The organism is Enterococcus sp. HMSC078F03, from assembly GCF_001811595.1.
GTDB classification, from domain to species: Bacteria; Bacillota; Bacilli; order Lactobacillales; family Enterococcaceae; genus Enterococcus; species Enterococcus faecalis.
Genome location: NZ_KV805560.1, coordinates 50723 through 74647 on the forward strand (window position 1 = coordinate 50723; position 23925 = coordinate 74647).

27 protein-coding genes and 1 pseudogene are annotated in these 23925 nt (G+C 34.7%); all 28 read right to left on the reverse strand.

Translation table 11 applies throughout. The features are described 5' to 3' along the window. Positions 1 to 553: 553 nt before the first annotated feature. The 28 genes and pseudogenes from HMPREF2810_RS07505 to HMPREF2810_RS07640 all read right to left on the reverse strand — a co-directional run bounded on the left by HMPREF2810_RS07505 (position 554) and on the right by HMPREF2810_RS07640 (position 23053). Positions 554 to 1795 carry a LysM peptidoglycan-binding domain-containing protein gene (locus HMPREF2810_RS07505; protein WP_002370962.1) on the reverse strand — a complete coding sequence of 414 codons (1242 nt, stop codon included), beginning with the start codon at positions 1793 to 1795 and terminating at the stop codon, positions 554 to 556. After that, on the reverse strand, positions 1796 to 2029 hold the full coding sequence (locus HMPREF2810_RS07510) for a phage holin (protein ID WP_002384371.1): 234 nt from the start codon (positions 2027 to 2029) through the stop codon (positions 1796 to 1798). It lies immediately after the preceding gene. Beyond that, entirely contained in the window at positions 2022 to 2243 is a 222-nt protein-coding gene (locus HMPREF2810_RS07515; RefSeq protein ID WP_002403864.1) for a hypothetical protein, read from the reverse strand. Before HMPREF2810_RS07515 ends, HMPREF2810_RS07510 begins: the two co-directional genes overlap by 8 nt. A 34-nt stretch (positions 2244 to 2277) precedes the next feature. Next, on the reverse strand, positions 2278 to 2433 hold the full coding sequence (locus HMPREF2810_RS07520) for an XkdX family protein (RefSeq protein ID WP_002364192.1): 156 nt from the start codon (positions 2431 to 2433) through the stop codon (positions 2278 to 2280). A 1-nt stretch (position 2434) separates the two neighbouring features. Continuing rightward, the gene (locus HMPREF2810_RS07525; RefSeq protein ID WP_002389262.1) at positions 2435 to 2755 is read right to left on the reverse strand and encodes a hypothetical protein; all 321 of its coding nucleotides are present in this window, start codon (positions 2753 to 2755) and stop codon (positions 2435 to 2437) included. A 13-nt stretch (positions 2756 to 2768) separates the two neighbouring features. Then, on the reverse strand, positions 2769 to 3260 hold the full coding sequence (locus tag HMPREF2810_RS07530) for a hypothetical protein (RefSeq protein WP_002364194.1): 492 nt from the start codon (positions 3258 to 3260) through the stop codon (positions 2769 to 2771). After that, positions 3260 to 3547 (reverse strand): collagen-like protein, encoded by a 288-nt coding sequence (locus HMPREF2810_RS07535; protein WP_002357046.1) that lies wholly within the window; start codon positions 3545 to 3547, stop codon positions 3260 to 3262. Before HMPREF2810_RS07535 ends, HMPREF2810_RS07530 begins: the two co-directional genes overlap by 1 nt. Next, positions 3544 to 4140 carry a hypothetical protein gene (locus HMPREF2810_RS07540; RefSeq protein ID WP_002357045.1) on the reverse strand — a complete coding sequence of 199 codons (597 nt, stop codon included), beginning with the start codon at positions 4138 to 4140 and terminating at the stop codon, positions 3544 to 3546. Before HMPREF2810_RS07540 ends, HMPREF2810_RS07535 begins: the two co-directional genes overlap by 4 nt. Further along, complete coding sequence (locus tag HMPREF2810_RS07545) at positions 4133 to 5014, reverse strand: phage baseplate upper protein (RefSeq protein ID WP_002357044.1); 882 nt, start codon at positions 5012 to 5014, stop codon at positions 4133 to 4135. Before HMPREF2810_RS07545 ends, HMPREF2810_RS07540 begins: the two co-directional genes overlap by 8 nt. Before the next feature lie 18 nt (positions 5015 to 5032). Beyond that, on the reverse strand, positions 5033 to 7840 hold the full coding sequence (locus HMPREF2810_RS07550; RefSeq protein ID WP_002384367.1) for a phage tail spike protein: 2808 nt from the start codon (positions 7838 to 7840) through the stop codon (positions 5033 to 5035). After that, positions 7822 to 8556, reverse strand: coding sequence for a tail protein (locus tag HMPREF2810_RS07555; RefSeq protein ID WP_002403868.1), 735 nt, complete (start codon positions 8554 to 8556; stop codon positions 7822 to 7824). Before HMPREF2810_RS07555 ends, HMPREF2810_RS07550 begins: the two co-directional genes overlap by 19 nt. Continuing rightward, complete coding sequence (locus HMPREF2810_RS07560; RefSeq protein WP_002403869.1) at positions 8546 to 11443, reverse strand: tape measure protein; 2898 nt, start codon at positions 11441 to 11443, stop codon at positions 8546 to 8548. The genes HMPREF2810_RS07555 and HMPREF2810_RS07560 overlap by 11 nt, the downstream gene beginning before the upstream one ends. Before the next feature lie 247 nt (positions 11444 to 11690). Then, positions 11691 to 12041, reverse strand: a complete 351-nt coding sequence (gpG, locus tag HMPREF2810_RS07565; protein ID WP_002357039.1) for a phage tail assembly chaperone G — start codon at positions 12039 to 12041, stop codon at positions 11691 to 11693. 52 nt (positions 12042 to 12093) lie between these two features. Beyond that, positions 12094 to 12941 (reverse strand): annotated as a pseudogene (locus HMPREF2810_RS07570) (major tail protein). Beyond that, positions 12942 to 13316 (reverse strand): phage tail terminator family protein, encoded by a 375-nt coding sequence (locus HMPREF2810_RS07575; protein ID WP_002357037.1) that lies wholly within the window; start codon positions 13314 to 13316, stop codon positions 12942 to 12944. Between the two features lie 2 nt (positions 13317 to 13318). After that, positions 13319 to 13717 (reverse strand): HK97 gp10 family phage protein, encoded by a 399-nt coding sequence (locus HMPREF2810_RS07580; protein WP_002357036.1) that lies wholly within the window; start codon positions 13715 to 13717, stop codon positions 13319 to 13321. Beyond that, positions 13710 to 14078 (reverse strand): hypothetical protein, encoded by a 369-nt coding sequence (locus tag HMPREF2810_RS07585; protein ID WP_002357034.1) that lies wholly within the window; start codon positions 14076 to 14078, stop codon positions 13710 to 13712. The genes HMPREF2810_RS07580 and HMPREF2810_RS07585 overlap by 8 nt, the downstream gene beginning before the upstream one ends. Then, on the reverse strand, positions 14075 to 14419 hold the full coding sequence (locus HMPREF2810_RS07590) for a hypothetical protein (RefSeq protein WP_002357033.1): 345 nt from the start codon (positions 14417 to 14419) through the stop codon (positions 14075 to 14077). The genes HMPREF2810_RS07585 and HMPREF2810_RS07590 overlap by 4 nt, the downstream gene beginning before the upstream one ends. A 13-nt stretch (positions 14420 to 14432) precedes the next feature. Beyond that, positions 14433 to 14615 (reverse strand): hypothetical protein, encoded by a 183-nt coding sequence (locus tag HMPREF2810_RS07595; protein WP_002357032.1) that lies wholly within the window; start codon positions 14613 to 14615, stop codon positions 14433 to 14435. A 28-nt stretch (positions 14616 to 14643) separates the two neighbouring features. Continuing rightward, the gene (locus HMPREF2810_RS07600) at positions 14644 to 15531 is read right to left on the reverse strand and encodes a DUF5309 domain-containing protein (RefSeq protein ID WP_002357030.1); all 888 of its coding nucleotides are present in this window, start codon (positions 15529 to 15531) and stop codon (positions 14644 to 14646) included. A gap of 13 nt (positions 15532 to 15544) precedes the next feature. Then, positions 15545 to 16168, reverse strand: a complete 624-nt coding sequence (locus HMPREF2810_RS07605) for a capsid assembly scaffolding protein Gp46 family protein (protein ID WP_002389133.1) — start codon at positions 16166 to 16168, stop codon at positions 15545 to 15547. A gap of 217 nt (positions 16169 to 16385) precedes the next feature. Beyond that, positions 16386 to 16706, reverse strand: coding sequence for a hypothetical protein (locus HMPREF2810_RS07610; RefSeq protein WP_002389265.1), 321 nt, complete (start codon positions 16704 to 16706; stop codon positions 16386 to 16388). Between the two features lie 64 nt (positions 16707 to 16770). Next, the gene (locus HMPREF2810_RS07615) at positions 16771 to 16992 is read right to left on the reverse strand and encodes a hypothetical protein (RefSeq protein WP_002357027.1); all 222 of its coding nucleotides are present in this window, start codon (positions 16990 to 16992) and stop codon (positions 16771 to 16773) included. Beyond that, positions 16989 to 18746, reverse strand: a complete 1758-nt coding sequence (locus HMPREF2810_RS07620; protein WP_033919452.1) for a head protein — start codon at positions 18744 to 18746, stop codon at positions 16989 to 16991. The genes HMPREF2810_RS07615 and HMPREF2810_RS07620 overlap by 4 nt, the downstream gene beginning before the upstream one ends. Next, positions 18721 to 20208, reverse strand: coding sequence for a phage portal protein (locus HMPREF2810_RS07625; protein WP_002384358.1), 1488 nt, complete (start codon positions 20206 to 20208; stop codon positions 18721 to 18723). Before HMPREF2810_RS07625 ends, HMPREF2810_RS07620 begins: the two co-directional genes overlap by 26 nt. An 11-nt stretch (positions 20209 to 20219) precedes the next feature. Continuing rightward, on the reverse strand, positions 20220 to 21509 hold the full coding sequence (locus tag HMPREF2810_RS07630; protein WP_002357024.1) for a PBSX family phage terminase large subunit: 1290 nt from the start codon (positions 21507 to 21509) through the stop codon (positions 20220 to 20222). Then, positions 21481 to 22284 (reverse strand): phage terminase small subunit, encoded by an 804-nt coding sequence (gene terS / locus HMPREF2810_RS07635; RefSeq protein ID WP_002364203.1) that lies wholly within the window; start codon positions 22282 to 22284, stop codon positions 21481 to 21483. The genes HMPREF2810_RS07630 and terS overlap by 29 nt, the downstream gene beginning before the upstream one ends. A gap of 46 nt (positions 22285 to 22330) precedes the next feature. Then, entirely contained in the window at positions 22331 to 23053 is a 723-nt protein-coding gene (locus tag HMPREF2810_RS07640) for a DUF5677 domain-containing protein (protein ID WP_010707365.1), read from the reverse strand. Positions 23054 to 23925 lie beyond the last annotated feature (872 nt).

A 23925-nucleotide genomic window follows, 5' to 3' on the forward strand; every position in this document is an offset into this window, starting at 1 on the left:
ACTACAAGTAATTGCTTTATTATTCTAGCAAATTAGTTTTGTTAATTCAACCAATAAAATTATTCACAACTTATTAACAAAATTGTGTTTGGCTTTAAATTAGAACTGGGATATTAAGGAATATCGCTAAAGTAGCTGTACTACAATTTTCCACTTATTTAAAAGGAAACTGTTCTCAAGTAATAGTAGCTTAGAAATAGGCTAATTCTATTTTTTATTAGGATAAATTCCGTACACATTATCCTTTTCATAAATTCAAGCTTAACCTTGTTATAAAAAAAGAAAATCGGTTATGATTAACAAGTAAAATCTAAAAAAACACCTACCGCACAGACAACTGCTTGGGGAAGTACGTGCATCTGTGGTAGGTGTTTTCTTATGTAATACAATAGCTTTAAACTAAGCTACGTATGAGTAAAATTAAAATGCTCCTACCTAAGGACTTGGCATAAGATAGGAGCACCTCTTTTCTAAATCGAAAAGAGTCATAATATGAAAAGGTAACTCTATTGTAAATGAGGTACCTCTAAATTTCAACCGATTTTGCAAAAAATCAATAGCTCAATGTTTGACCAGAATAAATCAAGTTAGGATTTGCTAATCCGTTTAATGCAGCTAAGGTTTGATAAGTCGTACCAAGCTTAGCTGCAATACTTGATAAATTATCACCGTATTGAACTGTGTAAATGTTGCTTACTACTGATCCATTTACTTTCAAAATTTGGCCAGGGTAAATAAGATTTGGATTTGTCAATCCATTTAATGCAGCCAATCTTTGATAGTTTGTTCCGTATTGATAAGCAATGCTTGATAATGTTTCGCCGTATTGTACCACATGAGTCGCTTCTGGTTGTTTATCAGGAACAGTTGCCGCATCTGGCAATAATTCAATATTGCCTTTGCTGATCCATGACAAGATACCTTCAAGCAATACTCTGCTCTCAGTTACTTCTTGTACTTTATAGCTGTTTCCTTTTACCCATTGCGGAATAGCTTCGCCAGTTGCCCAAGCATCAACACTAAATTTCACTTTAACAGTGTCGCCCACTTTAACATCGGAACTTGGCGTATTTTCTACTTCTTTACCTTCCTCAATAGCTGGTGTGTTTGTTGCTGGTTGGTTATTCTTTGTATAACCATTATCAGTAATACCTGTTAAATCAACGTTACCATCTAGCCCTCCTGCAACGTAGGTTGACGTGAACTGAAAAATACCGATATTTTCAAATGAAGGAAAATAATTGTAATTTGGATAAGGTGTCACTTCATAATCTGGATATTCTGCCATCCATAATTGATACTTCTTTGCAATTCGTGATAAATCATAAGATGAAGTAAGATACCCTTTGTATCCGTAAAGCATCGGTGTATATCCAGCCTCTTTGATATAGTCTAACGCCCATAGCGTTACATCCGTCGATTGAACGCCGTCTTCCGCATCTAAGGCGACAATTGATCCCTTTGGTGTTTGAACTTTAGGTAAAAAGTAATCTAATACTTGCTTTGCATTTTCGTAGGTAAGGACGTTTTGCCACCATACATACGTATGCGCTCGTTTACCTTGAGCAATCGTACTAGCTACTTGACTAGAATAAGTAACTTGATCATAAATCCCATAGTTGTTTTGCCCACCAATTTGTGAAATTGAGAATTTATCATGTGCATAACCAAATGTTGCTTGATACCCATTCCAAATAGACAAATCAACGCCTTGGTCTCCTTTTGCAGCAAATGTGCTAATTGGTGATACAAAAAATAAGACTACCAGTAACGTTGCCAATAGTTTCTTTTTCATTTATTTATCTCCTTTCCTATCTGATAATCCAGGTGTTGTGGGATCTGTCACAATACCTAGAATAGTTAGCACAACAAATAATGCATTAACAACATCTAACAGTTGCTTATTAATCATTTCAATTTGAAATTTATATCCAAAAGGAACTGCTACTACTTGAATTAATAATAGAACTGCTGGAATAATCGAAAGCCAAAATTGTTTGTTCTTTATTCTTGATTTCCAATTAATCATTTTTATTTCCTCCAATCCCTCTAAAGAGGGTTTTATTTTGCTCTTCCAATCGGCTAATGCGTATTTCATGGTTATTTAAACGTTCAACAGCTTCCTTTAGTTCTTTCATGCTATCTTCTAATTGAGAAAAGACATGATAAAATTTCATTAATGCGAAAATAATTCCCCCTAAGAATGTAATCACTGTTAACCATTGTTCTACTGTTAAGTTCATCCTGCACCTACTTTCTACTTACAAGAAAAACCGCTTAGCTTTCGCTAAACGGTTCTCCACAAATTTTTGTATATTCTTCTTTTGTTAAGCAATTCATATTCACGTAATCTACTAAATCTTGTTTTGTATAACAATTCCAATCATACAACTGTTTAATATTATCGAAACCTGGAAAAGCATTCGTTTTCATCTTATTCCGCTCCTTTCGTAAGTTCAGCGACTTGTTTCATCAATTCGCCAGTCATTCTTTGTGTTTGTTGAATAACTTGATTCTGCTGAGAAACTTGCTTCATTAATTCCGCATTTTGCTTTTGTAAAAGTTCCAATTCCGTAGGTGGCGTTGGCTCTGGTTCTGGCACATTATCAGGATCGTATATTAAGCTTGTTCCGTCCCAGCGATAATTAAAAAAATCTGTTGGCTCTTTTTCTACTTCAAGTTCAATTTTATTCGGTTGTTCCATTGTGGAATATCCGTCTAAATAACCTTGAATATCATCAATCCAAATTTTCATGTTCTCTTTCCTCCTAGTATTCATAAATCGCACTTAACGCAAACATTTTACTGCCTGAACCAGCCGTATCACTAGAAGAGGCATTTAAGTCGTTTCCAGTAATTTTAGTATCCTTAATATATAAATATTTCCGTACTAAATTAGTATAGTATCCATGTAAAAGGAAAATAACTCCCCCAGAACCTGGATTCTGCGCATGCTGTTTAGGCACTAAGAAAAAGTGATAACACGCACCGTTCAAAGCTCCTTCTTTGGTATATTCTTGCCATTGTAAAATCCAACCATTCTCACACTGTGAAAGAGACTTAGAAGGTACTTGCCCATTTCCTGCAGCTCCGCCATACCATGCACCTGTCCACAACGGTTCTTTTTTGGTAATTTTTTGATATGCTTTGTCCGCATCTATTTTTTTTATATAAGATTCAAGCCCATCAATTGCGGCAGTATGTGTTTTAAGATAGACTGGTTTTCCTTTTTCTTTTAATTGAACAATATCTGTTGTCATTACACTTCCCCTACCTTTTCAAACGTAATTGCTGGCAATCCATCTAGCTTTGTTTTATCTTCTTTAGACATCAAGCCATTTTTTATTGAGGTTGCAACGTCTGTCGTTGTTGCATTTTGCCCTGCTGGACCTTGCGGACCAACGTCTCCTTTATCTCCTTTTGGACCTTGTGGACCTGGGTCTCCCTTTTCACCTTTCAATACTTCTGGTTTCCCTTCCACAGCATTCCAATGTGTTTGAGGAAATACCTGTGTTCCTCCTTGTTTTACTTTAACAATATCTGTCATTCAACTTCCCCTACTCTCTCAAACGTAATATCAGGTATTCTGTCAATGGCTTCTTGAACTTTTTGGTCAACATATTGTTGATTCACTCCGCCGCCATCGCCACCACCAGTTGCTGAAATAACACCATCTTCTGAAATAGAAATATTCGCTCCAGCAGTATAACCTTTCAACTCTTCCAGTTTCGATTTTAGTTCAGTGGTGAAATTTTGATCTGTTTGCTTTACCGCAGACAACGTTCCGTCTTCTGTAATTTCTAACAGTTGGCCAACCTTTATTCCGCCCAGTTCATCTGCGGTAGCGATTGGAAGAATGTACACGCCTCCCTCGCCATTTGACAACCGTTGAAACATTTCAGCAGTGATAATACCGTCTGTTTCTTCTGTCGCATAAGGAAGTTCTGTCAGTGCATTTTCTAAGCCTAGATCTGCTTTAGTGATAATTACTGCCCCAGTATATCCATTAACAGATAATACTTTTGATTGACCCGCAATAATTTTTTCTAATCCTCGAACAGCGGATGCATGTGTAATAGGATAAAACTGACGTTCCACGCCATTTTCATCGGTTTCCATCATTCGTTTTGCTTTAACCACTTATTTCACCCACTTTTTCAAACACATAAGCGTTCTGTTTTGTATCATCAACTGTTGCGATAACCAATGCCCCATCGATCGCAGGATAATCAACTGTTCCAACAATTTCTGTTTCATGATTCAGTGAAAAAGCATCATCTTGTAAAATAATCAAGTCACTTATTTCGCCATATTCTAACGTATATAAGCGTTTCTCTAATTTCTGATACAAATATTCCATATCTGCCAATAAACGTTCAGAAATTGAATTATGGCGCACTCCTTGAATGTCTACACGTGCATCCATTAGCTCGGCTAACATCGTACCGCCAGGATCAATCGTTTTTAAAATATCTTTGATTGATTCGAACCATGAAGTGAAATCTGTTTTTTGCGCATCTCGCCACGCTTCGAACTCTTCTTTTCTAGCATTCATCCAATCAGTAAAATCACCCTTATTTTCGTTGATAAAAGCGTTCATGTCCGCGATTAAATCTTCAATGGACTGCCAATAAGAACCCATTTCACCTTCTGTTTTCGAAGCAGCATTCACTACAAAGTAAGAAAAGTTTTGCGTTGCACCAATCAGGTTATCACCTTTATGAATACTGAAATATGCTTCTTGTCTGTGTAACGACTGCATAGAATATTCATCAAAGGTATACTGAATAATCCCTTTTTTGGCATTCACAATTTTTGCTGAACGTTGAATCGGATATTTATTATCAATAACCGATTCAAAAAAAACTTCGCAACCTGTTAAATCAAGTGGCCAAGCATTTTCAACTAGTATGGCTTCTAAGACTTCTGTGTTTCGATTTCCTTGTCGTACATTCTGAATCCCAATGTAATTGTAAGGTTCAGTTGTACTTAGCGTTGCTTGCCATTTAACCATTGAAAAATCCTCCTTTCGTTATTTTGGTGGAATAACAATCGATTGAATAGAATTAGCAAAATATAATCGGTCATATTTTGCGACAATTTGCCCTTGCTCGGCGTTCTGTTCTATGGTTTGGATACGTCCGTTATTTAAGCCGTAAATCACGCCCGTGTGACCATATGTTGGGTCTACTGTCCAACCTGTTCCCCATTGGCCACCTCGTCTAATATTGACGATTGCTCCTACCACTAAATCTTGATACGTTGGATTTTGGATTACTCGCCAACCTACCGCATTCCAATCATATGCTTCACCAATATCTGCAGCAGATGATGTATCACCAATTACATGTGAAAAGCCATAAATTGTTCCTGCACCTAAACCACAGCCGCCCATAAAACCAGAATATTCGGCTGGAACGGCATAACATTGCCCATTACCAAGCCATTTGCCCATTAAGGTCTCCAAATGTTCTATGCCAGCTTTTCCTGTTGCAGTAGAAGCTTTCAAATCTTTGAATTTGTCATACCATACTTGTGCATAGGTTTGTCTTTCTGGATGTGCTGCAGCTGGACGTTCAAAGTTTAATTCAAACGCATAAGCAGCTGTTTTAGGCGAGCTGACAACTTTAAATTCATCAACTGTTAATGGACTTACTTGTCCTAACCATTGCCCATTGAACATACACCAATTAATTAATTGAGCTTGGGCTAATGACGTCCTATAGTCTTGTTTGATACCTGCAGCTGCGATTAAGCGTTGTACATATTCTCGGCCATTCCAAGTTGGTGCGCCTACCAATGGATATGCTGAACCGTCCCATTGAACCCATCCGTAAGCTGGACCGCCTATTTGTTCGGTATCTGGGTTCATACTTGGACCAACTTCTCCTTGTACATTTCCAAGGATACCTGCAGCAGCTGCTTTGCTGTATCCGTTAGCTAATAGGTAACTCCATAAGTCCCAAGCAAATTTATCTGCATCGCTTGTAACTTCTGATGGATAACCACCTGTTCCAGCTCCAGAACCGCCACCACCATTTTGACCAGGTATAACTTCTTTGCCGCCCACAATCAATCGATCAACTGTCAGAATTGCTTTACTTCCATTTGGACCAAAAAAGTTAAAATTATTTCCAACAAAAAACTGTGTAGGACCAGTAATTAAATGTCCTGTGCCTGATTGGTTAGACAAACCAATAATTTTTTGGGGATTATCTGCGACTAATAGTAATGAATTCCCATCAGAAACTACAGGATTTCCATTTTTATCTGCTAACCCTGGAAAAGGATTTCCCTTTGTTCCCATCGTGCCAACGTGACTATTACCATTCCAAAACTCCATCCCTTTTTTAGTTAATTCCATGATTTTTTTCTTATTATTCCAAGCTTGTAAAGTACCGTTTACCATACGTAAAATATCTCCACAGCTATTAAATGATGTTTCAAAAATATTAGATTTTATTTTGCCAGCTCCTATAAAGTCCGCATTCAATACTCCATTAATTCCCCACGCATTTTTAAATGGACCTTTCCAACCAGTTCTTGAGAATCCAATTCCTTTGTTATTAATTGCAATCACATCTTTTGCAGTATCCGTGGATTCCGTATCTAAGTAATAATGGGTATTAGGTCGATTTTTAGGATATTGAAGTATACTTCCACCTTCAACACCGTTAATCAAATTAGTAATATAATCTACAAAATCACTCATATACTCTTTTTTTGTCAATGTTTTTATAGCTTCTTGAAAGTCTTGGCTTTGCTGTTTATAAAAAGCAACTTGGATATCTCCCGCAGTGATTTTTATTGTTTTTTCTGCTAAAGCATCATAGACAATTCCTGTAACTTTCGTTTGAATGTCAATATCATAAAGCTTGTGGTATACAGTGAATGTATCGAATAAATTATAGTTACGCATCTTAGCAAATTCTTTTGCTTCTTCTGAATCTGTAAGTTTCTCAATTTCTAATTCAATAGAAACTTTAGGCTTATCACTTCCTGGATATAATGTAGTGAAGTATTTACTTGCCACTTTATTTAAGCTAGCTATATCTTTTACTCCTTGATCTTCAGTAAACTGAATGTATTGAGCGTAAACATCAGGATACTTACTGATATATTCGCTTTTAACTGCATTTCCATAAATCCGTTGAGAAGTTCCGTCTGCTCCACTTTGAAGCTCTGCAAATGGCAAAACTTTAGTAACAATTGATTGCCAATCAAATTTAATGGTTAATCCTTTTAAATCTTTACCATAACGAACAGTTCCAACGTTATCTCGTCCTCTACGCCTTAGCAAAGATAATTTAAAAGGCTCTCGTTTTATTTCTCCGCCCCAGTATTGAAGTAGAGAACCTTGTTCCCCTGCAATACAATTCAATACATTTCTAGCTTCAAATGTAGTGCTAGAAGCTGTATTTATATCAGAATATAGTTTGATATCACAAGGTTCGTCCATGTTCTGTTCGATTAATTTCATTGCTTCTGCACCATTACGATTATCAACTGTTACTAGCCTCACTTGTCTGTTTCCTAGCTTATAAGTACGAGATTGGGCATAAATAACAATGCTATTAGTAAAAGTATCTTTAAACGTTTGTTTGATCTCAAAAATGTGGTATTCTTCTAAGTCATTTGGCTTTGCTTTAATTTGATAGCCATTTTCGAAATAATCACTAAATCTGCTAATCGCTGGATAGTCCATTTCTAGTTCATATTTTCCGTTTGCTTCTTCAGTGATTTCGCAACGTGTCGCATCAACAAGACGTCCTAATCCATTTGTTGAAAAATCTTTTTCTCCAGGTTTAAAAATAACTGGAATCAAACCTTTCGCCTCCAATTCGGCTGAACCTTAAACTCTGTTACTTTACCAGTCCAGCGAAAATTATTCTCTCCACATTTTAAAATCGGATAATCTTTAAAAAGTGTTTTATGATCCAAGATTTCAAATGCTCCGCCTGATTTTCTATAAGCTTCTTGTTTTTCTGAATCTATAATGATGTCACCGTTAATTGCTTTTAATGAATATGATTGATTATTGATAAAAAAAGAAATATCCCCAGACCCCAAAATCTGAATAATGGGTTCTGAAGGATATTTTTCTGTATTGATTAACTGATTAGGATTACTTATCCAATATTGGCCAATACGATTTTTCTTAAAAGGTCGGATACTTACAGTAAATTCAAAAGGAATTAAAAACCCGCTTTTTCTTGTTCCTGTAAATTTTGGTGGACTCGTTACAATCGCCTGATAAATATAATGCTCATCAAAATAGACAATAAAATCAGAATAGTTTCCCATATCGAGCCAAAAGGAAATTTCATCTTCTAAAAAAGAAACTTCTTGTAAAGTATTTGCTTTCGCATAGCATGTAATGGTACGTTCTACATTTTTATAATATGCAAAATCAACGGCTATTGAATCATTACCCATTCGCTCCCTAAGCTCTACCACACGTCCTGCAGAAAGTCGTTCAGGTCTTTCTCTCATAAATACATTGAATTCAGAACTATGTTTTCCATTAAGAAAAAACTGTCCTCTTTTAAATTCCACCAAAAGCACCCCCCGTTGCATCACTATCTCTATTTTTAACAATTTGAATATACTTAACGAGGTCTTTAGCCATATCCATTAATTGTTTTTCATTTAATTTTCCCATAGCTTGTATATTGATATTGAAAGTATCACCGCCAATATTAGTCGTAGCATTACCTTTATTTTTAGCTAAGCTTTCTGTTTGAGCTCCTTGTTGGTTGATATATCTGCCAGTAGTAGAAAAATTTGGTAACTCTGTTGGTAAATCGGTCATTTTTTTCACTGATTTGTCAAGCGTTCCTTTTTCTTGGTCAATACCAGCTACAACACCTAATACAATATTTTTACCAATCATATCCCGCATCCATCTTGAAGGTGAATGAATGCCTAAAGCACCTTTGATTTTTTCTTTAATATTACCAGCAACTTCTTTAATTTTTTTATTCACAGCACCAATCATTGAACCAATACCGTTAACTAATCCTTGGATAATATTTTTACCAATTTCAAATAAATCGATATGGCGCATATCATTAAAGGTTTGCTTCACATTTTCAACTGTATCACTAACGCTTCTTTTAAGATTATTCCACGCATTTTTAGCACCTTGTACCAAATTGTTGAAAATATTAATTGTTCCCTGTTTTAAGTTTTCCCAACCGTTAATGATGCCGTCTTTTATACCTGTCACAAGATCAACAATCCACTGTTTAAAATTATTCCAGGTATCTTTTGACCATTGAACAGTTGCGTTAAATGTATCAACTGTGCCTTGTTTTAAGTTATTCCAACCATCAATTACACAATTTTTAATGTTTTCTACTGTTTCAAAGAACCAAGTTTTCAAACTTTCCCATATTCTAATTGCTTCAAATTTAATATTTATCCACGTTTCGATGATAGAATATTTAATTTCAATCCAAACGTTGATCGCTCCATATTTAATGTCAATCCAGAGTAAGGTGAAAAATAACTTCACATCAATCCAAATCTTTTTAATTGTCAACATCAATCCATTAAAAATAGAAGTGACTGAATAGGAAATAGCTGTAACAGTGTTATAAAAGATATTTTTAATCCCGAACCAAATAGTCTGAGCAGCTTCAGCAATATTATCCCAAACGGCAATCATGTTTTCTTTTGCCTCTTCCCATCCACCTGTGATCATTGATGTAATGAAAAGAATTGGAGCTAATAGAACATTTTTTAGAATGGTGACGACATTTTCAGCGATCATTTTGACATTTTCAATGTTCGCTTTCATAGCGTTAACAACCATTTTAAACGCATTTTTGATTCCTGTTACATATGGACCAATATATTTCCAGACAAAATCAAATGCTGTTGTGAAAACATCTGATATTGATTTTCCAACACCCTTAAACCAATCTTTCACATTATCAAAGCCATTTTTAAAACTTTCTCCAACACTTTTAGCACTGTCAGCAGCACTTTGTTTAATATTTTCCCATGTATTTTTTGAGCCTTCTTTTGTTGAATTCCAAAGTCCACTGAAAAATTCCTTGGTACCGTTCCACTTATTTTTAACCCAGTCGGCTGCATTTCCAGGTACTTCTTTCATCCATGTGCCAGCATTCGAAAAAGCCTCTTTTGTGCCATCCCACATGTTACTGAAAAATTTCATTGTGGAATCCCAAGCTTTCACAACTGTTTCTGCAGCACTAGAAATAAATTCTTGTATATTTTTCCAAATATTTTTAACAGCATCCCTAAACCCTTCGTTAGTCTTCCAAAGATAAATAAATCCTGTAACTAAACCTACAACTGCAGCTAAAATAGCGACAAATGGATTCGCCAACATAGTTGAATTAAGTATCGCTTGCGCAATTGATAATCCTTCTGTTGCTTTTTGCCAAGCCGTGAATGCTGCACTTACTTTTTTAGCAAGCATCAACGTTCCAATACTGCCAGCTAAACCTGCAAGCAATGGAGCATAAGGTTTTAACGTATCATACAATGTTTTGGCTGTTTTAATCATTGGCGGAATCATCTCGGCAAATTTAGATAAAGCTGCTTCCATTTTTGCCCCTTTGTCAGCAATGATTTCACTAATACTTCCAAAACCTGCACTTTTTAAGCCTTCGTCAATTTTAGTTACAACGTTAGCCACACCACGAACGATTGCAGTCTTCATGTTAGCTAAACCTGTTTTAATACCAGCGGTAGAATCTTTAGCAATCTGTTCTAATGATTTAAGACCGCCACCGCCTTCTTTATTTAATTTGATTAAAGCATCTTGAAATTCTTCAACTGAAATTGAGCCATCAGAAAGCCCTGCTTTCATCTGTCCAGCTGTTAATCCCATCTGTTTTGCTAAAGCGTTTAATGCTGGTCCTAAACCACTATTAATCATTGAATTCCAAGTTTCAGCATCTACTTTACCATTTGAGAACGATTGGGACAGCTGGATAATAGCATTTTCTACCATTTCAGCAGAACCACCAAAACCGAGGATACCGTTATTTAAAGCTGCGAAAATCTGTTCTGATTTACCTAAATCATTTGTTGATGAAGCGATTAATTGAACACCTTTAATAGCGCTATCTAACGGCGTAGGCAGCCCTTGGATACTTTTCTTTAAGCTATCCATTGTTTTAGATGTTTCACCAGCTGAAAAGCCCATATTTTCAAACACACGATTTGCGTTATTTAACGTATCTACACGATTAATGGCCCCGTCGATGTTGCTGGTAATCAATCCAATACCTTTAGAGATAATTTTAGTTGCTCCGCTAGCTAAAAAGTTACCAACAAAAGACGTCCATATGCTCCCAAGAGATCGGCCGCCTTTTTGTCCTGTTCTATCAACTTCAACATCAAAGCCTTGTAACTTTTTTACTGCTGAATTTAATCCTTGTGAAAAGCCAGATTCATCCAGTATCATTTTTAAAACTAAGTCTTCATTGTTCAAAAAGTACCCCCTCCCTCTTAGAACATAGTATTTTCATCAAGATATTTGATATTTTCAAATTCGTCTACAGCATCTTTAAATGCATAAATTTTCAAAAGCTCGTTTAAATCTGTGTTTTCGATCTCATTTAAAGTCCACCCATTCTCAAGAAGCGAACTTTTTAGTTCTGCTTCTCGATATTGTGGCGTGTACTTAAAATGAGGATGATATAAAAGTTCCGTTACTTTTTTTTCTGTTCAGAATAAATTGCATCATAACCAGAAGTAACAGAACCTAACAATTGAGCTGTAATTTTCAATAATTCACGAGCATCCATACCGTCAATATATTCTTGTCCAGTAAACTGTTTTTCAAAAATAACGTCAGCAATAAAGTCATAGCATTCTCTTAAAATAGGACGAATTGCTTCCATATCATTTGTTTTTGTTGCTTCTTCTAACCTGATTTGTAAATCCGTACCTGTATCCATGACTGAACCTGGTAAAAATTCTGCCGACGTGAATTGTTTTGTAGTATATTTGCTTCCATCTTTAATCATTAATTTAATTTTTTGTTGAAATTTACTTGCCATTTTAATTCCTCCATATAAAATAGGACGACAAGGTCGTCCTAAACTGTTATTTTTAATCTGCTGTTGTTACATTTAATGTACATTTTGCGGTAAAGTTACCATCTTCTGTTGTGACTACGATTTCCGTTGTCCCTTCTCCTACAGCAGTAACCTTCCCTTGAATTGGTGTTACAGTTCCAATAGCCTCACTTTCTGAACGGAACTGATATTTTTTATTTGAGGCGTTATCTGGTGTAATTGTCGGTGTTAAGGTTGCTGTTTGGCCAACTTTTAAATTTAACTCTGTTTGGTCTAAAGTTACACCAGTAACAGCAGTAGTATTTTCTTTACGTGGATCCATTACCTCAGTAAACCAGTTTTTAATCATCTCTAAGTCGACACCTTCATCGTCTTCATCCACGGAATACATATAACCCAACCCTGGAACATCAACGAAAGACCCCGTCCATTCTGGATGAGTATAAGATACTGAACTTCCTTCTAATGTAGATGTTTCATCAGATGTTAAAGCAAATTTTCCTTTATAGAAAATCGTATAGCGATATTTACCGTTCGATTTTCGGCGACGGTAAGCAAATGCTCCATCTGATGCAATATCATCCGCAGACCGCAATACGCCACCCTTTAATTTTTTCCCCCTGTAATTTCAGCTAAAACTTCATTTTGGTAGCCGTTTGTTTCTAAAGTAACTTCTGCACCACCAAATGCAACATACTGATCTTGAACTACACTATCGCCATAGTCAGGCGTTGTTTCTGTTGTAACATCTGGTTTGATACTGACAGCAGTACCGATTGTAATTGGCGTTCCGTAAACTGGAAAAGCGCCCGTTTCGTCTTTTAGTGGGAACCACGTTGGCTTCTCTACAGAAATGACACTTACATTTTTCATTTTTGCCATCTATTTTTCACTCCATTCAATTAATTGTGGGAACGCAACATTAAAATTGATATGTTGAATTCCGTCTGTTTTAAACGTTTGATAATCTTCTGGAAACAATTCATTTCCGTCCAAATTCAACACATTAAAAAAAGCCCCACAGCTTTCTGTTAGGCTTGTTACTAATTGTTTATCTTTCTTACTATCAACCAGTGCAATATCAACATTGTATGCTTTATTTTGAACGTTTTGACCTACATTATCAGTCAGACTCTCTTCAAGACTTAACACAAAATAAAACGGTTCTGACGATTGCATTACATCATCAAGATAGATAGGCGCATTCGAGAACTGTTTTATTGTGTCAGTAAGCATTTTTAAAATTTTATCGTACATATCTATCCTTTCTTAACAATGATAATCGCCATTTGTTTAAATCGTTTCGGAATATATGTTGCATTAGCTAATTTATTAGATTTTTGCAACATAAATCTGCCTTTAACAAATCCGCCATTTTTTGTTCGGTGGCCATCGTTTACATATCTAAAGTATTTTTCATTATTAATCAATGCTCCCACGATACGACCACTAGACAACTTTCTAGCTTTAATGATTCGATAGCCTCGTCTTAAATCACCCGATTTAATTGGTGTCATAGGTACAATTAACTGATAAATTTTAGCTAACGAATCATTCACCATTGCAGCACCTTCTTTTTCAGCAATGGGTGTCATTTTCTTTAAATTTGCAATAACTTTATCAGCATTTGATTTCATTCTAAGATCGCTTTTACTCATCAATTGAACTTCCTGATAGCACTACTTCTATATGGCTTGGATAATAAAAAGGTTTTTTTGAAAATAACACATGTTTTTGACCTGTACCTTGAGTAATAGTTATTCTATCTCCTTTTTTAACTTTTATATTAGGTTCTAAAAAAAGTTTTTGTTCTTCATAAGAGATATTAAACGCTTCTTTGTTTTCTATTACAGGTAAGTTCCCCATACTTCCTTGAGAGAAAGCACAGGGTAACTTGCCAACATGAATTGGAAAATAAACTTGTTCAGTAATCCCACTTTCCGTATTTTCAATATCGCTCATTCTCTCAATAACACAGGTATCAAAATAAGTAGCTGCTAAAATTTCTGCTTCATTCAATAGAAAAACACCCCGCTATCACAGCCTAAAATACGTTTAATAGCACTGCTATAGTTCTTCATGAGTGATTGTATGTCTTTTGATTCAACTACATAACTAATTGATGTATCACCACGTTTTACACTAGCTACAGACTTATCTATTTCGTTTTTTAAAGCTTTGTAGATAACCTCAATTATAAGTTGTTCAAACTCGTCCCAAGCAATATCAATTTTGCAAGTATTGTAAGAATTGATTTCAAAGATAACAAGGTTTAAAACAGACAAAATCCTATCTTCAGAAGCGTTAGGTAGCATCAATTGAATTTTCTCAACGATTTCTTCTTTTTTTTCATCAACCATAAAGCATCATTACCTAAACTTTAAAAGTATCTGCAGCACGTTCTAATATCTCAATAGCTTCTTTGTCATCTTCTGAAACTACAAATTCATTATTTTCGTTTGCTGTGATAAATTTTTTTGTTTTAGGATGCATAAAGCCCACAAAGTTTTTCTTGTCAAGCACACGATAGGTTACTTCTTTTTTTGCTGTTGCCATTTTTAATTTCCTCCTTCGTTATTATATTTTAGGCTTTCAAGTTCAAGATTGCTCCAGAATTAGAAGCTTTGTATTCAATTGAATACTCACCAACTAATCCAATCCGTCTTGAATCTGTTGTTTTTGCTAATTCTTCCGCACGCCATTCACGTAGTGGACGTAATTTTACATAATTAGTATCAATAGCTGCGATTGTTCCATTAGGTAAATTAGGTTCAATTAACGCAATTCCTGAGCCGTAATTTGAGACAATATTTCCAAGTTGCAATCCAAAAGTAAGTTTATCGCCAAATTGCACAATTTTTGTTGATTTTTCATCCAACTGATCAGTCATTAATTCTTGCATATCAGGTGCTACTAAACATAATTTTTCGCCCATGTATCCTTTTTGGAACATTGTTTTAAATAAGGCATCAATATCTTTTCTTGTTACTGCCCCCGCAGCTGCTGTTTCGACTTTATTCGTTGAGCTAATCAAATTTAAAATTCCGTTCATCTGACGACCTTTAGAACCAGATTCATCAGCCTTTACACCAACAATCAATTTACGATTTAAGTCAATTTTCATTTCTGTAGCACGAAGAGCTACTTGGCTATTCAATTCATTTCCTACACCATCTACATTAATAGCATCTAATGTGCCAGATACAGAAGTTGATTTTCTGAAAATTTCAGTATAGTTGTTAAACCATGTACGATCAGATTCCGCATCTGCGTATTCTCCGCCTTCTAATTGAGCAGATGAATCATCATTATTCATGCCGTATTCTCGCCATTTAATCTCAGTTGACTTGGCAGCTTCAACTTTGCCTGCGCCTAACAAATAGCTTAAAAATGGTGTATTTGGAACTTGTAATGCATTAACTTCCTGTGAAATATCTAAATACTCAAGATTATTTAATGAACTTTTTTTCATTTGTAGTTTCCTCCTAATCGATAAATGCTTGTAATTTTTGTCCTAATGCTGCCTCTGGATTTTCAAACGATTTTGTTTGATTACCAGTTACCATGTTGGTTTGTTGCGATTTATTACCAAAAGCTTTAGTCATTTCTACATTTTTAATAGCTTCTGCATGCTTATCATTTATTGCTTCCAAAAGCTCTGTAAAACCTTCTACAGCCTTCTTAGTAAATTCAGTATCTGAACTAACAAGATTATTTAACATAAATTGAGAAATAGAATCTTTCAAATCTCCATCCCAATCTAAGCCAGCAATTTTTTCTGCAACAAAAGCCTTATTATCACTAGTCACACGTAATGCCTTTTCAGCTTCAAATTCAGCCTGTAATTCTTCTAATTTAATTTGTTCAGGAGTTTTATTTTTCTTAGATTCTTCATACTCCTTAATTGTTGTTTCCTTAATTTTTTCAAGATTATTTTGTTTCCAAGCTTCTAATTGTTTATCTGCAGCTGATTGTGACTGTGATTGTACAAATTTTTGTGCTTCTTCATTTGATTCTACAAATGCCTTAAAATCATCGAAAGTGAAGTCTGTAGCACCTTCTCCTTCAGCAAACATTTGTAAATCCATTGGTAATAGGTTTGGTTTCATTTTTTTCTCCTTTCGCCCCACGATTCGACTAATCGCCCCGCATTGCTTTAGATTTATTTATTGCGCTCCACCATTCAATTAAGCCCAGCATTGCGCTAGTTTAACGTCATTTCGGACAAAATAAAAAGCCTAACTTTCGTCAGACTTTAATTGCTTTTCTTCTCTTAGTAAATGCTCTTCATAATCTGCATCTAAGTAATCATAGGGATCCATCTAATCACTTCCAATTCTTATGGACCAGTTCAGCACCTAACATTTGATAATCAGTGACAGCATCTTTTACATTTTGCAGAGTCCTAGACACAATCGAAATAGTTAATTTACTTTTTCTACCTGGTATAGAATACAAAATATCGACATGGCAATAATTACCACTCCAAACTGATTCAAGCCCATCTTTAACGATATTACCGTTGCCGTCTCTTAAAGTGTGCTTGGTCAAATATCTTTCGTTTTCTTGTTCAAAAACTTTTTTATAGGCTTTTTCTGTACCATTGGTAACTTCTAGATTCAACACTGCTTCAAATAATCCTTTCATAACCTCACCTCCAAATTTAAGCATAAAAATAGCACTCAAAGTTATCCTTTAAGTGCTTAGTATCTTATTTTTTAGAGTTAGCAATTATTGTTTCCTTAAGAACTCTCTTATCCTCGTTAGTTATTCCATTGAAATAAAATTCAGAAACATTATCGAAATGAACATACCCTAAATTGTCTTCTTCTAGTCGATTGAACATATATTCAAAATTTTCTAAAGTTTGTTCAGAATAGTCACCGTTTAGACTACCAAAAGAAAATTCCAAATGTTGCATTAGTATCTTCATTTCTTCACCCCTAACATTGTCCTATTTAAAATGTTATATATAGCACCTTTTTGAATACCATCATACCCACTTATAAGCGCATATATATCTTTCTGAGTATCCATTAAAAAGTTTTTCGATAATAAAAAAGCATAATATTTTGCATCTTCTCCAAAATTATCTGCTATTTTTCTAAAAGCTTCTCTTTCTTTCAAAAAGATAGAATCATCAAGTAAATTTATTTTTTCAAGCAAGTATGCCGTTATCAATTGGCCGTTATTGCCATTATTTGCATATTCTTGTGCTTTAAATTTGGCACTAGTAAAATAACTCCCTCGTCCATTTGCAGAAGACCTAGCTCCTGAAATATCGAAATGGCTTCTTAAAAATCTATCAATTTGCTCTTGCGATGTGTCATCACCATACTTAAAATCTACAATACCTCTATAGACTGGTATTAAATCGTCTACATCGGTTACCTTTTGAGGCAAACCGTCAAATCCGTTATTTTTCAATAAATATCTGATAAATTTTGATTTTTCATCGGTATAGGGATTATTTTTATCTGCAAATTTTTTATCTTCAAACAACTTTATCACGTCAATACCTGTTTCATTTTTATAATTACTAATGACATCTTTCGTTCTATTAATTATATCATTAATTCTTTCTGTGTCGCCAATATTTTCTTCTGTTAGTTTAGAAAGACTAAATCTATTGGCTATTGTAGTTGATTTCGGATGATTTAATTTAATGCCCCACTGCTTACTTGCAAATTCATCTAATAAATCACCAAACATCTCTTCATACAATTTATCTATGTCATCACTAATTTCAGGAACCATTGGTATTTCAGTACAACGGCAACGTCCATGATACGGTGGGTGCCAATCATCTTTAATCTCTTTTCCATGACGTCTACCACAAATAGAACAAACACGTTCATCTTCTGCCGACCAGCTTTGTGTTTGCTTAATACCTACATCCTTTAGCGATTTTCTTACACCTTCTACCGCAAAATGTGAATATTCTGTTCTGACAAGATTTTCAATCGATCGATTAAACTTTCCTTGTTCCAATTTAAACATGCCGCTAACAACACCATCGTTTTTCATCGTTCTAAGAGCTTCTAAAACACCTTCGCCACTTGCTAAAGAATTAATAATAGAATTACTTAGACGTTGCTCTAAACTTGAAATATTGCCCCACAAGCGAGATGAAAAAGTTTTGCCGCTCCATGGATAATTCAGAATGTTTTCCAGCTCTTTTTTTGATAAACCAGGTGCTGAACCGCCTAATAATTGCATCAACGTATTAGAATTAGAATTGTAGATTCGTTTTGTAATGTTCTCTAAGTCGTTATTAAATTTACCGTTAACATCACTGGATATTGCTTCACCTGCAAGAGTAGAAAAGATGTCTGCTCGTAACTGTAACAAGCGATTAACTTTCGCATAGTCAAAGGATGGAAAATATTCATCAATAAACTGCTTATAAGCTTCGTCAGACTCCATCAACTTTTCATAGTTCTTCTCAATATACTTACGGTACTTCTCTTGGTCTCGTTTGCTAAAGTCTTCTAGCATTTCACTTTGAGTGATATCGTGTAAATCAGCTTGTGACAACAGCTGTCTTTGAATTTTAACTAAAGCACGTTCGAAAACAGATTCTAGCTCATTAAGAGTTTTCTTTTCCAGTTTCAAACGTGCTTTATCTTCTAATCCACGACGTTTTTCCCAATAACGTTCACTAGCCGTTGTTTTCTTCTTCGTCATTACCTGCACCACCTAGTTCATCATATTCACCGCTAGGATAATCTTGACCTTGTTCTAAATTCATCAAGTCCATTTCATAATCTGGGTCTTTAACAAATGGAATCTGATTAATAATTGTTCGTTTGGATACAAACGGTGAAAGTTTAGGCAATGCATCAGCAAGATAACCGATGTCTGTTGGCAAGCTACGACTGAATGTGAATACAATTTTTGACACATCAACATCTAATTTATCCCTAAATTTAATAAAGGCAGACATCGTCTCAGCTGCCTCTTTCAATCCTTCTTTAAAATACTGTTCTTTAGTATTTGTTTTAGCTTCTAGTGCAATAATTTGCCATTTGCGAGCTTCGCCAGAGCTATTAGACTTAAATACTTCATCATTGAAATCAATTGACTTAGTTACCGTGTAATAAAGCTTTTTCAGCTTATCAAGATGATACTCGTTGAAATCTTTATTAATGTCTTTCGTTACATACCCAACCTTAGCTTGTGGATCAGGCAAATTAATAATACCTAATTGTTCCATCATTCTTTGTGCTTCTTTTTCATCTAATCGTGAGCCACTAATGGCCATATAAGCAAGTTTAAACTGTTCAACTTCGTTTTGTTGGTCTGATAAGCTTCTATCAAATGCATCAGAAAGTTCTTCCGCCACTTCAAAATCGCAATAACGATTCGTGTTATTTTTAAATTCTGATAGGTAAAACGTTTCTAGCGGATTTTCTACTTCCTCAATCAATTTAAATGTTCCAGATGCACTGACTAAATTAGATTCAACATATCTGCTATATATACATATTCTTTTTTTAGTAATGACTTTCATTTCTTCGAAAAATTTTTTTTGATGTGTGTCGTATTTTTCACGAATAAAGATATCTGCATTTTCGTATTTTTCAGCTTTCCATGGTTCGATATTGCTCGCCCATAATTGCCAACCTTCCACGGTTTCAACAGGTTCTAACAAACGAAAAGCAACACCACAAGCTCCTTGAAACCGAGCTGTATCAGAATCAAGCATGGCAAACCGCATATCGTTTACTAACTCTGTTAATCTGTCGAATTCTTCAGGAGTTTTTGTCTCATTTCTGACATTCCCTGAAAACAAGTCTTTTACCTTTGAACCCATTTTTTGCAATATAGATTTGCGTTGTTCGGTAATATCATAATCCCACTTAATTGGAATGCCTGTGAAATGGTCAGCTGCTTGGTCGATAATAGTATTGTATAAACCAGCATGAAGTTTATTATTCACTTTTATAATCTCTGTGTTTGGTTTAGGTCTTCTATCGATCTCATTTTGTTCGCTTGTATAGGCTTTGTACTTACGCTCTCTATCATCAAAAAATGGCTTCATTTCAGTAATAAAATCATTAGGATCGAAAACTTCTTCATTAATTTGTGTAGAATATTTTGTTCGCACTCTTTTATACCGCTTCAAACTTAAATTGTTTTGAAACATTTTCCCACCTCCTAATATTGGATAAACCTCACATTATTTTTATCCATATCTTCACTGAAAGCATATCTTGTCGCATCAATTGTATGGTTGTCTTTATCTTCTAACCTAGGTTTAGGATTACCGTCTTTATCAGTTTGATAATCAATATTCTCAAATTCTTTAGCAATGTTAGGAGTTCTTAATGGATCAATACAAATAAAATCCAAATCGCCTAACCATTCTTCTCCATACTCAACAGAATCAGGACCTTTTTTTACTCCGAAAACTCGTGGCATACCATGTTCACTGTTTAGCTCTGCTATTGATTTAGGCTCTGCTGAATCAGCTGCAATTCTATCTGATATATATCCTTTAGACTTAGCTTTATTAGCAAATTCCCTATTACTAATTTTCACACCATAAATTTCATCAATAGCATAGATGCCATTTTTCTTTTTGTCATAATGCCATCTAACAAATGCTAATGGATCAGTAGCATAACCGAAGTCAAGACCATTTCTGATATTGTCAAAGTTAGCAGCCATTTCATCAGTAATACATCCTTTTATTACTCGTAGATTATCAAAAGGAACAACTCCTGAACCAATAGCTTTGCCGTCATACTCCCACTCAGCACGTTTCGGATTTTTAGCCCTCGTAGCATTAACTTCTTCAATAAATGCTTGAGCTATGAATGGATTATCCTTATATGTTGAATGATGAACGAAAGTATTCTCGGGTTGGAAGCTAGATTCATATTTCTTATTAACCCATGATTGTCGTCGCTTAGGAGGATTGTATGAATAAAAGAATTTATAAAAAAGACCATCTGCTAATTCACCACGTAGTAATGAGTTAGTTATGGTTTTTACATCATCTTCTGTTTTAAACTCGGCTAATTCCTCAATCCAAGCTATAGCAAATGGAAATCTTGAATCCTTTAATGACTTAATTCTTTCTGGATTCTGTGCGCCACGAAAAACAATATAATTACCTCTAGGCTTATAGGTGATTTTCATAGGACTTTTATTTACTTTAAAATACTTAGACACACCTTGTTCTTCAATTGCCCACTTAATCTGTTCAAAAATAGATAGCTCAATCGTATTATCGACATATCTAATGGCCACAGCATTTACAGGATATCTCATAATCAATTGAACGATTATGTGTGCTATGCCAGATGATTTACCTGATCCACGACCACCTTTTTCAACAACATGTAATATATTTGAGTTTAATGCTATCCTCCAAGTAGTATGAAATGCTTTAGGAAGAAATTCAGATAATTTTTTACTCATATTCATCACCTGATATATCATCGATGAAAACTGGCATATCCATGTCTCCATTTGTAGCATCTAAACTAGCTTTAACTTTTTCAGTTTGAACCTTCAATAGTTGTAATTTGGCATCATTTGCTAGCAAAGCATTCTGTTGCTTAATAGCCTTTGTTAACTGATTGCTAATTCTTGTCAATGCTTCCTCAATAGCCAAAATGTCATCTAGTTTTCTAAACGTTTTACGAGTGACTTGTACATCTTTTAAAACTTCTCTCTTAACAGTAACCATTTTCCCATCAATTACCGATGGCTCTTTAACTTTCCGAAGCTGCTGCAAACGTTCAACTTCTTCATCATTTAAGCCAGCCTCTGCATCTTTTATGCGTTTAAGCATTCTATATTGGCGAATTTTCAGGATTCTTATTTCTTCATCCAAAATAAAAAAAGGATCATCATTCAGTTTAGAATAGATGTCCTTTTCTTCGTCAGATAGTAAGTCAGCAAATATTGTCTCATATTCACCTGTTTTTACCGCATTCTTATTTCTTTTTGGTGGCGAGGCACTTTTATTCCCTTTGTTACCTACGGCATTTTTGTTTCCAGGCGGCGCTCCACCTTTATTAGTAACGTTACTTTTTGAATTGGTAACATTACCTTTTAATTCATCAGCCCATTTATCTATCGATTTCCATTTTCTTATTTGGGAATCTGAAACATTTAATTCATTAGCTAATTCTTTAAGAACCTTTTTACCGTTTGACTTTAACCAAGTTTCTTTAGCCTGGTCACGACGTGGATCTCTTTTTCTAGCCATCCATTAACACCACCTCGCTTTCATATAAATGGTTGAGTTTTGTTTTCTAAATAATTAATTTTTCTAATTCTTTTTTTGTTTTATCTAGGATACTACAAGTTATGCTACTGATTTGTTTTTCATCCAACGTAGTTGGTTTTAATTTTGCAGTACCATCTTCTAACATTTCAAAATGTTTTAATCCGTTATTACCATGGGATTCCATACATAAGTATCTATATATACCATCATACCAATCCGACTTATCTAAACGCTCAAATAGCTTATATATTCCTTTTGTTTCTCCGTCATCATTGTACCATGGTACTAATCTATGCCCATAGAGTGAATCAAGTTCTTCTAAATATTCTATAATTTTAGGCTCATTTTGTTCATATAAAACAATTTGTTCATTAAAGCTTTGATCTTGTTCAGACATTTGTTGTAATTTTTTATTCTTTTTTTGCGCCTCATATTGTTTTTTTATATCTCTATACATGTTCAATTGATACGCTTTGCTTCTTTTAAAAGAATCTTGTTCGAGTATATACATTAAATAAATATAATTTTCCACCATTGTTCTGGATAAAGCTAAAATACCAGCATAACAAGCACTTTCTAATAAAGCATTTATTGACAGTTTTAAATCTAGAATCTCGAAACCTATTTCACTTGCGACCATATAGATCAGGGGCTCATTTGAGTCCGGTATTTTTTTAAAAATAATACTCAACGTCTCTTCATAGTTTTTGATTACTTTGTCATCAGCACTCTTTGAATTATTTTCCAAACTATTATACCTCCATCTGTCTTTTGAATTAATTATCTACTAATTACTAATTTCTTTCAACACGAGGAATAAAATAAAAGGCTACACTTTTATTGTGCGGCCTTTAGACACGTACTGAATCAGTTGAGCGGTTCGGCTGTGGATATTCATGTGTTAACGATACATACCAATAGCTTTTCATGTTCTCTCTCCTAATTGTTTTTATGTATATTTGTTTATTGTAAGACAAACGCTTCAATTCCTGTTATACTCACTGCAAGACAGCAACTCCTTTTTGCTTCATGTAACACTTCCAGTTATTTCAAAACATAATCTGCTGTCTGGCCACTAGATATTTTATCTGGTGGTTTTTCATGCGAAAACAATCCAAATATCCGACAAAACTTGACAGCTGTGTTACACTTGTTTTAGGTAGCACTCTTTCATAATAGCTAAAGTTCATAAACTACAAGTGACACGAGATTTTCACTAACGCTACCTAGCCACTAGATCCCATTTCTAGTGGCTTTTTTTGCACAAAAAATAAGTTTTGATGTGAATAAACGCTCTTTTATTCTTTATTCTTATTTGATATAATTTTTTTAGGTAGCAACTCCTTTTTGTAAATAGCAACCAACAAAAATTTTGCACGAATGCTACCTAGCCACTAGATCCCATAGTCTAGTGGTTTTTTTATGTACGAAAAAAAGACCACTCATTTACGTTGAGTAGTCTGCTTTAATTCTTTTTTCAAACGATTTAGTTTTTTTGCATCTTCTTGCTTAATGATTTCAAATAACTTAAACATAACAATACCTCCAAACAAAAAGAGGCACTTTTAAGCTAGTACCTCATCGTAAATGTAGCAGAAACATCTATTGACGATTCTTTTA